13 protein-coding genes are annotated in these 12,884 nt (G+C 38.3%); 2 read left to right on the top strand and 11 right to left on the bottom strand.

Translation table 11 applies throughout. The annotated features are described in order from the left end of the window. The first annotated feature begins 11 nt into the window (after positions 1-11). On the top strand, positions 12-569 hold the full coding sequence (locus HMPREF2810_RS04155; RefSeq protein WP_002354743.1) for a Gx transporter family protein: 558 nt from the start codon (positions 12-14) through the stop codon (positions 567-569). 37 nt (positions 570-606) lie between these two features. Beyond that, positions 607-1,593, top strand: coding sequence for a polyprenyl synthetase family protein (locus HMPREF2810_RS04150; RefSeq protein WP_002383156.1), 987 nt, complete (start codon positions 607-609; stop codon positions 1,591-1,593). A gap of 61 nt (positions 1,594-1,654) precedes the next feature. On the opposite strand, the gene HMPREF2810_RS04145 is transcribed toward HMPREF2810_RS04150, so the two are convergent. The 11 genes from HMPREF2810_RS04145 to HMPREF2810_RS04095 all read right to left on the bottom strand — a co-directional run bounded on the left by HMPREF2810_RS04145 (position 1,655) and on the right by HMPREF2810_RS04095 (position 12,827). Next, a complete protein-coding gene (locus HMPREF2810_RS04145; protein ID WP_002383155.1) occupies positions 1,655-1,999 on the bottom strand; it encodes a hypothetical protein in 345 nt (114 codons plus the stop codon). Positions 2,000-2,086: 87 nt separating this feature from the next. After that, a complete protein-coding gene (locus HMPREF2810_RS04140) occupies positions 2,087-3,892 on the bottom strand; it encodes a DUF5978 domain-containing protein (RefSeq protein ID WP_002419663.1) in 1,806 nt (601 codons plus the stop codon). A 531-nt stretch (positions 3,893-4,423) separates the two neighbouring features. Beyond that, a complete protein-coding gene (locus HMPREF2810_RS04135) occupies positions 4,424-4,624 on the bottom strand; it encodes a hypothetical protein (protein ID WP_002383152.1) in 201 nt (66 codons plus the stop codon). 876 nt (positions 4,625-5,500) lie between these two features. After that, positions 5,501-7,549 (bottom strand): hypothetical protein, encoded by a 2,049-nt coding sequence (locus tag HMPREF2810_RS04130; RefSeq protein WP_002383151.1) that lies wholly within the window; start codon positions 7,547-7,549, stop codon positions 5,501-5,503. 452 nt (positions 7,550-8,001) lie between these two features. Next, on the bottom strand, positions 8,002-8,793 hold the full coding sequence (gene folP, locus HMPREF2810_RS04125) for a dihydropteroate synthase (RefSeq protein ID WP_002418388.1): 792 nt from the start codon (positions 8,791-8,793) through the stop codon (positions 8,002-8,004). Next, the gene (locus HMPREF2810_RS04120) at positions 8,786-9,379 is read right to left on the bottom strand and encodes a non-canonical purine NTP pyrophosphatase (protein WP_002383149.1); all 594 of its coding nucleotides are present in this window, start codon (positions 9,377-9,379) and stop codon (positions 8,786-8,788) included. Before HMPREF2810_RS04120 ends, folP begins: the two co-directional genes overlap by 8 nt. Before the next feature lie 3 nt (positions 9,380-9,382). Further along, complete coding sequence (gene folE, locus HMPREF2810_RS04115; RefSeq protein ID WP_002383148.1) at positions 9,383-9,952, bottom strand: GTP cyclohydrolase I FolE; 570 nt, start codon at positions 9,950-9,952, stop codon at positions 9,383-9,385. Beyond that, on the bottom strand, positions 9,946-10,431 hold the full coding sequence (gene folK, locus HMPREF2810_RS04110; RefSeq protein WP_002367511.1) for a 2-amino-4-hydroxy-6-hydroxymethyldihydropteridine diphosphokinase: 486 nt from the start codon (positions 10,429-10,431) through the stop codon (positions 9,946-9,948). Before folK ends, folE begins: the two co-directional genes overlap by 7 nt. Then, positions 10,432-10,794, bottom strand: a complete 363-nt coding sequence (gene folB, locus HMPREF2810_RS04105) for a dihydroneopterin aldolase (RefSeq protein WP_002372599.1) — start codon at positions 10,792-10,794, stop codon at positions 10,432-10,434. Between the two features lie 198 nt (positions 10,795-10,992). Beyond that, positions 10,993-12,342 (bottom strand): glutathione-disulfide reductase, encoded by a 1,350-nt coding sequence (gene gor, locus HMPREF2810_RS04100; protein WP_002354732.1) that lies wholly within the window; start codon positions 12,340-12,342, stop codon positions 10,993-10,995. An 86-nt stretch (positions 12,343-12,428) separates the two neighbouring features. Further along, positions 12,429-12,827 (bottom strand): hypothetical protein, encoded by a 399-nt coding sequence (locus tag HMPREF2810_RS04095; RefSeq protein WP_010715488.1) that lies wholly within the window; start codon positions 12,825-12,827, stop codon positions 12,429-12,431. Positions 12,828-12,884 lie beyond the last annotated feature (57 nt).

Here is a 12,884-nt window from a genome sequence, read left to right as displayed (position 1 = left end):
GCACGACAACTATGAGCAAATTACACAAGAATATTTATATTGCTATGCTCGTTGCCCAAGGGGTCATTATTGGTTTAATCGAAAATATGATTCCTTACCCTTTCGCATTTGCTCCTGGGGCAAAGCTCGGTCTAGCAAATCTAATTACTATTATTGCGATTTTCACCATGCGTAAGCGTGATAGTTTTTTCCTAGTCTGTTTACGTTTGATTTTAACGACATTACTGGGCGGTACACTTTCGACCTTTTTCTATAGTGCCAGTGGTGCCTTATTAAGTTATTTCGGCATGTTGCTTGTCAAGCAGCTGGGGCCAAAACGGGTCAGCATTATAGGGATTAGTGCCGTTGGTGGTTTCTTACACAACGTTGGTCAGTTGCTAACGACCTCTTTCTTTGCTCATTCGTGGGCGCCGATGCTGTACTTACCATTTCTATCTCTGTTTGGGTTACTTTCAGGGATTGCCATTGGGATTGCCGCTAATTATTTACTACAACATGTCCAGACGTTACGAAAATTCCAACTGAATTATGAACAAACAACGAAACATAAGTGGAGTCAATTTTTCTAATTGAAAACCTGTCCGCCACAATTAAAGGAGTCATCTTATGAATATACATCCTATGTGGAATACCTATCCTACGTTATCAAAAGAATTAACAACTACTCTTCGCTTGATGGAACAAGCGGTTCAAATCGATAATCAAGAGATTCAAGCTGCTGTCCATGACATGATTCATTCTGGCGGCAAATTGCTACGTCCAGCCTACCAACTGTTGTTCTCTTATTTTGGTGAACAGCGGGACCCTAAAAAGGCGACAGCGTTAGCGGCTTCCATTGAATTACTGCATACCGCCACGTTAGTTCACGACGATATTGTCGACGAAGCCGATACGCGTCGTGGCTTGCCAACACTGCGTTCGCGCTTTGGGAATAGCACAGCCGTGTATACAGGCGATTATCTTTTTGTTTGCTGTTTCAAGCTCTTATCTGATTATTCTTCTTCATTAAAAAGCATTCAATTAAATTCGCGCAGTATGGAAAAAGTCCTAACTGGTGAGCTTGGTCAAATGGACAATCGCTATAATTTCGAGGTAACGATTGACCAATATTTAAAAAATATTTCCGGAAAAACTGCGGAACTGTTTGCGCTAAGTTGTTTTGTCGGTGCCTATGAAAGTGGCACCTCCCAACGTTTTGCCAAACGTTGTGGTGAAATCGGCGAAAATATCGGACTGGCTTTTCAAATTATTGATGATATTTTGGACTATACGCAAACTGCCGATGCCATCGGCAAACCCGTCTTAGAAGACGTACGTCAAGGCGTGTATTCTTTGCCCTTGATTTATGCACTTGAAGCCAATCGTGAAGTCTTGTTGCCACTTTTAATGAAAAAAGAAGCCTTGACTGATGAAGAAACACAGGAAATTTATCGTCTTGTCCATGAACTAGGTGGCGTAGAAAAGGCTCAACAATTAGCCACTCATTACACAGAAAAAGCGCTGAAAGAAATCAGCAAACTTCCTGAAACAAAGGTCCAAGCGAAAGAACAATTGTATGAAATTACACAAACGATTTTGACAAGAGAGAATTAAAAAAACTTTTGGTTATTTAGTAAAAAGACAGCTCTTCTGAACGCAGAAGAGCTGTCTTTTTTTACGCTTTAACTAACGCTGTATCTTGAACATAACCACGGTATACTTCTGTTCCTTGCATGACATTCATTTCATAAAATTTCATGCCCCCCCACTCCATCTCATTTCCTGTATGGTAAATCATAAATCCTGCTGGTATATGAATAATGTCGGCGTTATCACTGAATAACAACGTTGTATCGTAAAGAACACGATAAAAACCAGTCGCCGCATAGGTTGAGATGGCTTCTGATGCCACTTCTGGTTGTTCTGTTGCAAAAGCTGAAGTTGTTGTAGCCAACGCTCCTGCCCCTAAAAATGCGGTTACCCCTAAACACATTGAAACTTTTTTGATAGCTTTCTTCATCTTAAAAAACTCCTCTACTTAGTATTTTTAAAGCATTTATATAATATATTTGAAAACAAATATGTTATAACTTATTTCTAGGTTTACTTAACCAATGACTTGAATAATTGGCACACCTTTTTCCATTGCTCGCATAAACTCTTCTGCATCATATAGGCGATCTTTTCCTAAAGGCTCACCATTTTTGTGTTTACGACCTCCAGATAATGGATCATAGGTTTCAAAATACAAACGATTATTAATATATTTGTAGCCTTTCACGATTATATTGTTCCGACCTGTTTCTTCATAGAAGCGCCCCCAAGTGGAGTCAGGTGTAGGATTATAAAATAACTCACTTGTTTCTACGTAAGTAATAAAAATGCGGCCTTCATCAATTTCATTTTTCATAAACTCCAGTGTTGGTTCTCGGTAATAATGGAAGGGAACTTTATTTCTAAACATATAAAAGGCTAATGCCGAGGAATCCCATTTGACAGGCTGGCTTTTTTCTGCTTCTCCAACCGTTTTTGTTGAACCTGGATGATACCAATGTTCTGCCATCACTGCCGCATTGACTAATAGCTGGCCGCCTGTATCTTGATGATCGAAATACCAATTATAATCTTTATTATTACTTTTGCCTTCTGTGATTTCAATAGGTTGATAGCCATTGTCTGGATCGTATGGTATATAACGTTCATAAGGAATTTCAATGACTGAACCTGTTTCTGGAATAACTAGCTCTAATGGTGCACTCGGTTTAATATACCCAGGAATCTCTGGTAGGTCCTCTGGGTTCACCTGAATTGTTTCACCACGTTTTCCTTCAAAAGATGGCAGTTCGAGCCCCTCTTTAGAAATTTTATTGCCATCTTGATCCACGATTTGACCACGGTATTCTGTTTCAACAGCAATATATTGATAAACCACATGATACGTCGTTTCTGGAATCCCATTGTAAAAATTAACAGCTGTCACAGGTCCACCTGCAGTGCCTTTATTAGGAAATGTGTGGCTTTGGCCCGCAGCTACCTTGGCGCTCTGCTCAACTGTACCGTTTTTTCTTAGTAACTCAATCAATTGTGTGCCGCTATCATCAATTTGCGTACGACGAAGATCGTAATTTCCATAATTATACAAGTGTGACCAACCATTATAATATTTAGATAAGTAACCATTTGCGTTGGTCGGTAATGGGTCAGTTAACGCATAGGTCACGCCATCTTTAACAATCGTTTCCGGCGCACCAGTTGTATAAGCATCTCCTTTGAAACCAGATTGTTTAACACTCTCTAATAGCTGATTTTCAGGTTCTTCTTTTGTTGTACCAGCGATAATATAATGTGTTTCTTGTTCTAATTGATCAATAATTGGGACAATTACTTTATTCACTGTTTTCGTATCATTTTGTAAAAGCGTTCGTTTTAAATTCCAAATTGCCGCTCTAGTGTTGTAACGTTCCAAAATAATATTGTCATATTTCCCTCCAGGGTAGACATAACGATGTCCTGGAAACTCTTTTGAATTCACCGTACTCCCCTCTGTTAGTGTGTATTTTTGTCGAGTGGAATTGTTGGGACTAAGTTCATAAATATAGAGTGTTCGCGGTTTGGTACGGTCAACAGTAATCGCAATTTGTATGTTGTTATTGTTGACAAAGCCATCAATTAACAACTCGTTTTGATTCGCTGGCCTAAATGTCATAGAACCTTTGTATAAGTTTTCAGATGGTTTCACAGAAAACTGTGTTTTATAATTTTCAGATTCTGGTACACCAGCTACCTTCAGACTGGCGCTAAGTTGCTGACTGACTTCGCTCGGTTGCTCTTCAGACGTTGCATAACTCACGATGGGTAGACACACTTGAATTCCTAACGTGCTAATGATAAGAGCCTTAGTAATTTTCTTCATACAAATTCCTTCCTTTAAATAAAAATTAACCAAGAATATATAAAATTATTCCCCTGTATATCATTTAGCATACACGAAATAAATTTAAAATTTTATTTTATTTATTCCTAAAAAAAGAAATAATAAAATAATGTAAATTATTAAATGAAATAAAAGCCAATGTTTGAACCAGTTATTGATTGTCGTCCAAAAATAAAATTGTTACTTTTATAAGCATAAATTAACACTTTTTTTGTAGCTACTGTTGAAAAATTCAAATAAAATCACGCTGATTCAAGTCTATTCAATAGTGTGTACACACTTTGTATAAAAAGTTCCCTTTTGTTGGTTGATTTAAGTTGAGACAGAAGTCTTTAATTAATTATCACAAAAGCAGTATCTGCTGCAGCATTCAACATAGCTTTCGTTTCTACACTGTTTTTTTATCTAGATACTATTCGAATTTTTCCGTTCCAACTTGCTATAATAAACACGAAGAGAGCGTACTAGACATACGCTCTCGGGTAGACCATTTACGACGGTGGCTTTAAATTATTGGTTTTCCGTTAATAGTTCTGAAAAGTACCTTGCATATTCCTGTGTATCTATTCTGTCAAGTTCTTCTTCATCAAAAGATACCTTGTCATAATACTTAAATTCTATAATATTCAGAACAGTGTATAATATATAAATACTTAATGAGATTCCTCCAAAAACAACCATATTTTCTATATTTATATGTGCAAATGCCATTTTTAACTCTCCCTACTTTCCCCGCTCTGTCTTATCTCAATTTATTTACTATTCGACTTTTCCGTTTCAACTTGCTATAATAAACACGAAGAGAGCGTACTAGACATACGCTCTCGGGTAGACCGTTTAAGACGGTAGCTTGATTTTGATACGGAAATAAACCCGTCAATCTTCGCTAAAGGTTATGACGGGTTTATTTTTTGTTGTTTTTATTACTGATTTTGACAATTAACGTTGCGAAAGCGATCGCAAGCATCAATGCTTCAAAGACAGTCACTGCTATTCCTTTCTAGGGAAAGAGCAAACAAGCAAAAACATTGGCAGTCCCCCTTTTTTGAGAAATTGCCACCGTCATAAACTTCCTACTTGTGTAGTATAACACATTTATCCCTTACTGGAATACGCTTACTTTTTTTATTTACTATTCGACTTTTCCGTTTCAACTTGCTATAATAAACACGAAGAGAGCGTACTAGACATACGCTCTCGGGTAGACCGTTTAAGACGGTAGCTTTAATTTATTGGTTAATAAACCCGTCAATCCTTGCTAAAGATTATGACGGGTTTATTTTTTGTCGTTTTTATTACTGATTTTGACAATTAACGTTGCGAAAGCGATCGCAAGCATCAATGCTTCAAAGACAGTCACTGCTATTCCTTTCTAGGGAAAGAGCAAACAAGCAAAAACATTGGCAGTCCCCCTTTTTTGAGAAATTGCCACCGTCATAAACTTCCTACTTGTGTAGTATAACACATTTGCACTTTGTTAGAAGGCGCTCTCTTTAAAAAAGTAGGAGCCCCAGAGAGATCTATAAAAAAGTGTCCAATTATCTATTGATAGATCTTTGGACACTTTTTTCTTATTAAACAAAGGGGTTATTCTGGCGCATCTTCCAGAGACCATCGCAATACTCCACTATACCTTCCGACTGGATCAGAAGGAAAAATCGTCAACTGAAGTTGTTTGGTCAAATTAGCGGTAGCGTTGCCGCTTCCTTGCAAAATAGGTTGGCTATCTGCATTAATTAGAACACGCTGATTCTTCTCACCATAACTTATTCTTTTGTCGAGTAACTCACCGTTTTCGTTCTTTAACGGTTGTTCTTCTTTTACTTTAATTGTCCACCGACTTTTATCAAGTTTGCTTGTATCTTCAATGCGGATTTCTTTATTTGTAATAGAAGAAATCATTGTCTCTGTTGCGGGAATTTCATTCACACCAAAATTGATTGTATCAGGTAAAATGAGCTTGGGCCCAGCTTCTTTTTGAAGAGTCCGACTGTCTTTTTCTGACTCTTGATTGTTCTCATCTTTTATATAAAAGAAAACCTCTCGATTCAACCAATGTTCAGGAAAAGTATACGTAACTTTATCAACAACCGATTCTGGCGCATCTACATATTTTTTTAATTCTTTTTCTTCCGTGCCACACTTCGCTATTAAAGTTATATTGGTTGATGGATCATGGCAAAATGAAAAAGTAACTTCTCGCTGATTTGTAAAACGTGAGACCAATAGCGGATTTTCTTCATCCATCAATTTGAATTGTAATAACTTCTTTTCACGATAACGATGAATAATTGTTTGCTCCTCTGGAAGAAACATTCCTTGATCTTGTTGGGTCTTAATTGGTTCATAGCCAGCTATTTGGGGATACTGATTAGACAAGTCAAAAGGCGTGGTTAAAATCCCTTCTTTTGTGACTGGTTCATGAATAGCATTATCTTGTTCATTTAAAAACACAGTCGTTGCTTTCCCCACATAATTCACACTGGATGTAGCAGTCGTTTCCTCTAAATTTTCTCCATCTAAAAGAGTTCTTGCACTAAACGGCAAGTCTAATTTTCCACTTGAAATGAGCGCCGTATCGACTGGATTTTGAGTCCCTTGCCATTTCAAGTAAACTTTATATTGTAATACGGTATCGTAGAGACGACTATCTGACAGATTTTTTGTCATAATTTGGACATTTTCACCATCTGTTTGGCTAGTAAATAAATCCGTTAAATCTTCTCCTTTAAAGTCTGTAACTAAGACTTTGTCAAATTGATATTGCTTTGTTTGATTTACTTGGTTCAGGTTAACGTTTATAGCCATTTGACTAGGTTTTGTCCACTGATCAATATTTGGAATGGTCTGTTGCACATTTAAACAAACAGCCGTCTCTGCATTTTCAAAATAAGTATCCATTGCGTACGCTGGTGGAAATTCTGGTTTTGCCAAAAAATCTGTAAAGTAAACAATGGATGACGGCGTTGTGTCATTGTTGTGGACTACAAACGTAACAGTAGAAATACTTTTGGTCGTCATTTCAAAACGCTGGCGAGGGTCCCGCCAAGGTACCCCTGCAGTAACGTTTTTTAGATATAACCAATAATCATCGTCTCCGCCATCCCACGTATCGTAAAGAATATGTGTAGGATTTTCCGCATATAAGGCATCAATTATCGTTCCAGGGTTTTTATAGCCAACATATTTGTTTGAATTTAACCCATAGTAATTAAACGCTGTTTTTATCGTTAAGGGCTGACCATAATTATCAACAAAATCATAGGTAACCAGCATTTCGCCTTTAATCGTAATTCCTAAAAAATAGCTTTCAGTAAAACTAATTGATCCTCCATCCAAATTACTTTTATTCCGTTGTAATGTAACTAATAAATTAACTGCTTTTCCTTCATAGAACCCCACATTTTTTACTAATGCTTTACTTTTATTTGTCGTTCGACTAACTGCCATGTAGTTTGAATACACTTCGCCTTCAATTGGTTCGACGGATGTATTTTCGCCGTAATGCATAATAAATGTGTTTGCCGCTGGTGTAATCGATTGATTTGCCCAATGGAAATAGCCCAGTTCTGTTAATGGTCTAGGAGCAGCCTCTACTTTTTCAACTCCTAAAAAGATCCCTCCAACTATCCACAATAAAATCAATAAATAGTTATGTTTTTTCAATTGAGATTACAACCTCCTTACTTTTACTTGTAAAAAATAAAATAAATATTAAATAACAATTGATATTATTTGAAGATCCAAAGACAATTGTAATAGAATTTCTATGCTGTATCTACTCTAAAATATTTCTTAAAAATACCTAAAAAACGAAAGCTTATTTAACAATCGACTTTCCCGTTTCAACTTAGCATAATAAACACGATAAACATGAAGAGATCAGGACAGAACCAATTAGTTCTGAAGGCGTTGGTTCTGTTTCTGCCGTTTATTAGGTTGCGAACGTTTAAGACGTCATCTTTAATTATAATCAACCTTCGGTAAAAGTTATGACAGGTTTATTTTTTATTACTGATTTTAGCAATAGACTAAACAGACCGACCATCAAAAAAGATGGTCGGTCTGTTTAGTCTATTGGTCTACCTTTACTCCTTCTCCGACAATACTCGCCAGACATCAAATGTTTGTTTTAAGCCTTGGACATTATGAACACGTAAAATTTCTACGCCTTGTTGTGCTGCATACAAGGAAGCAGCGGCTGAACCAAAATCACGGTTGGCTGGTTCTGGTTCGTTCGTTAAAGCGCCGATGGTTCGTTTGCGAGAAACGCCGTATAGTAACGGATAATCTTGGTAGCGAAAGGCGTTAGGATCTTTTAACAGTTGAAGGTTTTCTGCGACAGTTTTATGAAAGCCAATCCCTGGATCGAAACAAATTTTTTCTAAGGAAAGCCCATATTTTTGGCATTGTTCAATTTTTTCTGTATAAAATAGGTGCAACTCTTCTTTTAAAGAAAGCGATTGGCGTTTTCTAGAATGCATAATCACAACTTGGACTTCAGGATATTGTGCGAGGACTTCTGCCATCCCCGGAGTGTCTAATCCTTTAATGTCATTAATCATTGTGGCGCCAGCTTGGATCGCGGCTTCTGCTACTTCGGGATAGTAGGTGTCCACAGAAATCGGCGCTAGAGAAGTCTCACGTATTTTTTTAATTAACGGTAATACTCGGTCTGCCTCAACTTGTGGAGAAACTTCTTCGTAGCCAGGACGTGTGGATTGGCCGCCAATGTCTAAAATATCGGCCCCCGCTTCTAGTAGATGAAGCGCATGTTGATAGGCCACGTCGACCGTTGTGTAGCTACCGCCATCAGAAAAAGAGTCGGGGGTCGTGTTGACAATCCCCATAATTTGGTAATTCTTTTTTAAATCAATCATTGTCATATTGCTCCTTTATCTGCTGAATCATCTTTCGTAAAGCCTGCATCCTAGGACTTATCTTCATTCGTTCACTCATGGACAACTCCGCTAAGGTTTTGCCTCGGTCTGGTAAATAAATAATCGGATCAAAGCCATAACCGCCTGTACCGCGCGGTTCAACTAATTCACCAGTCAAAGCGGCTTCCGTTTGCAACAGTTTGTCGTCATCGAGTGTATAGACCAACGTGGCTGATAAGGTTAACTCGCGAGTCGACTGTTGCCCTTCAAATAAGTGCAACAGTTCGCGGTTCTGTTCTTCTGGATTAGCTGAATGGAAAAAGCGGCTTGTATAAATACCTAATAAATCAGGAAAAGCAGTTAATGTTAAGCCGCCATCATCACCTAACACTGGGCGTCCAATTAATTGTTGGAAAAAGCGTGCTTTTAGATAAGCATTTTCAGCATACGTAGTGCCAGTTTCTGCCGGTTGCTCTTGACTGGTTGTATACTTTCGATAAGAGACAAGTTGAATAGCTGGGTCCTTAAGTCCTGATTGCATTTCTTTTAACTTACCTTGGTTATTCGTGCCGACAATGATTTCCATTTTCTAACGTATCTCCATTAAAAATTGATTTTTCCACTCTTGTTCTTTAAATAGTCCGGTAAATTGAAATGTTTTGGTGCTACTTTGTGGTGTTTTCACGCCGCGCATCGTCATACACATATGTTCCGCTTCAATGGCTACTGCAATGCCTTTGACGGGAATATTTTCTTGGAGTTTGCGGGCAATTGTCACTGTTAAATCTTCTTGAACCGTGGGACGTTTGGCACAATGTTCTACTAATCTTGGTAACTTGCTTAGTCCCAATACTTTGCCACCTTCTGGCAGATAAGCGACATGTACTTTTCCATAAAATGGCAATAAATGGTGTTCACACATTGAATAAAAGGCAATATCTTTTACTAGAACCATTTCGCCTTCATTTAAGCTATCAAATAATTTATAATCGTCAAATTCAGGTTCGGTTAATCCACTAAAAACTTCTGCATACATTTTAGCTACGCGTTTGGGTGTATCAATGAGTCCTGCCCGTTGAGTATCTTCCCCCACTGCTTCTAAGATTGTGGTAACTGCCTGCTCAATTTGCGCTTGTTTTTCCTGCTCCATCTCTACCATTCCTTTTCGCTTACTCGCACTTCTTCTTGATTGCCACTGCGCTGAATCCACGTAGCTATTGGCGCGCCCAATAGTTGTTCCTCTGCGTAAACATCACTTAAGGGAATCAAAACAAATGACCGTTTTGTTAATTCTTGATGAGGAACTTGTAAGTGGGGCAACGTGACTGACTGTTCCCCTAATAATAAAATATCAATATCAATAATCCGCGGACCCCAGTGAATTAATTTTTTACGTTTCATTGCTTGCTCAATCCCTTGGGTAACAGCCAGTAATTCTTCAGCGGTATAGCTAGTATCAATTTTCAATACGGCGTTCAAAAAATCATCTTGGTCTGTATAGCCGTAAGGATCCGTTTCATAAAGTTTTGAAGAAGCCACGACCTGAATCTGCGGGTCTTCGTTTAAATAATTGCGGGCTTTCACTAAATTTGTGTACGGATCGCCGACGTTACTACCTAATGCTACATAGCCAATCATCTATACTTCTCGCTCCATTTCAATTTCAATATTGTCAAAAAGGCCGGGCATCGGCACACTATATTTTCTAATTTTAATGATAATTTTGTCCAATTGTTCTTGATAATCTGCGGAAATATCATCTAAAATAGCACTCGCTAAACCTTCAATTAAATCGTACGAGTGATTGTTTACTCGTTGGGCAATCAATTCATTCACTTCGGCATAATTGACAGTTTGGGTGACATCATCTGTTCGCCCTGCCTCGGCTAGCGACAACTGCATTTCAAGGTCGATTTCTACTTGCTGTCCTAGACGTTTTTCTTCTGCCAAAACACCATTTTTTGTGAAAAATTTCAAGTTGTTAATTCTAATTTTATCCATCTTCTAACTCCCTACCCTCTGTTTTGCTGATTTTTTTAATCATAGCATATTTCTTGGAAAAGTCAGTAGTTAAAAGATGGAAAAGTGGTTATTGGCATGATATAAAAAATTACTTTTTACCAATCAAATAGTATAACTCGTGTATTCAAAAAAAGAGCGTTGCTGATGCAACGCTCTTTTTTTGGGTTTATTCGCCTTTTATCGCATTGTTACAAATTCTTCTGAGCCTGTTGGATGAATCGCAACAGTATTATCAAAATCTGCTTTGGTCGCGCCCATTTTAATAGCGACTGCAAAGCCTTGTAGCATTTCGTCAACACCGATGCCGATGCCGTGCAAACCGACAATTTTTTCTTCTTTGCCGACACAAATTAATTTCATGTCGCATTTTTGACGGTATTCTCCTAAAGCAAAATACATTGGTGTAAAGCTAGAGCGATAGATTTTCACTTGGTCTTCACCATATTCTTCAAGCGCTGCTTTTTCCGTCAAACCAATTGTCGCAACTGGTGGATGGGTAAAGACCACCGTTGGTACCAAGTTATAATCCAGATATAAATCGGTTTGTCCGTTAAATAAGCGTTCGGACAGGCGCCGACCAGCGGCAATCGCGACTGGTGTTAAGTCGATTTTACCAATGACATCACCGACTGCGTAGATACCATTTTGCGTGGTATTTTGGAATTTATCTACTTTGACGTAGCCTTTTTCATCAAGGGCTACTTTCGTATTTTCTAAGCCTAATTGATCCGTGTTCGGCTGACGGCCTGTCCCGAAAATCACGGCATCTGTCGTAATTGATTCACCATTTTCAAATGTAATAACATACTCATTCTGCGCCGTTTTTTCAATTTTAGCTGGTGTTGCATTCGGATGAATTTGCATGCCCATTTCTTGATAGCGTTCTACGACTTTTTCAGAAAGCATGTCATCAAAGCTTCGTAATGGTCGTTCATGACGGAAGGCCCAATGTGTTTCTGCGCCTAAGCCATGTAAGGTTCCTGCTAATTCGGCTGCGATGTACCCTGCACCCACAAAGACCACACGTTTTGGCATTTCTTCTAATGCAAAGAAGCCGTTTGAATCTAAGGCATATTCTTCTCCTGGAATACCTAGTTTTTTCGGACGACCACCTGTCGCAATTAAAATGTGCGGCGCCGTATATTCTGTCCCATTGACTTCAATTGTTTGCTCCCCAGTAAACGTAGCGTAACCATGGATACGTTCAATGTTGTTACTGTCTAAACCACGATTATACGCACCATGTAAGAAGTCGATATATTTTTCACGATTTTCAACTAATTGTTTAAAGCTAAAATTTTTGATTTCAACATCAAACCCATAGCCTGCTGTGTCTCTTTCCATCATTTCCATCATGCTGCTGGCTTGCCACATGACTTTTTTAGGCACACAACCAACGTTGACACAGGTCCCACCAATTTCATTACCCTCAATTAAAAGGACGTTGGCTCCGTGCATTCCTGCGCGGTTAGCAGAAGCAATCCCGCCACTACCGCCACCAATAACAATATAATCATAGGTTTTCATTTATTCTGGCTCCCTTTCAATTTGAACTTTCTCCCTTATTATCGCAAAAAATAGCAAAAAAAGACAGTCGAATTACTTACTTTTGTTTAGTTTTCTGCTGCTTCTGTTTCATTGATTCGTTCCGTAAAAGAACTGGGGGAAAGGAATTCAATCGTAGCATTGTCGAAGGGAATTCCTAAATCTTCTTTCGTTACGTTTGGATTCATTGTAATGACGTAAAGTGTTTTGCCTAAGGAAAGTGCAATCCCAATTTCTAAATAACTTAGTCGGTCAAAGTCACCATTAATAAAAACGTAGGTTGCTTCGTGAAGATACCGTTTTATCACTTCAATATCTGTAAACATTCCGGTTTGAACACAATCTGCTAAACCGAAGCCCACACCCCCCGCACAGCCATGCTCATCTTCAAACAGCTGAGGATCTACCAAAAGGTCCGTTTGAATACGAGGGTTTTGACCAATTTGGTAGGCGAATAATTTGGCCATAGTTATTCCTCCTTCTTTTTTTTTACTATAGCACAAAAAGGAAACCCTCATATGCCA

The organism is Enterococcus sp. HMSC078F03 (assembly GCF_001811595.1).
Taxonomy (GTDB): domain Bacteria; phylum Bacillota; class Bacilli; order Lactobacillales; family Enterococcaceae; genus Enterococcus; species Enterococcus faecalis.
The sequence above is the reverse complement of the archived record's forward strand: the minus strand, read 5'-3'. Positions and strand labels throughout refer to the sequence as shown.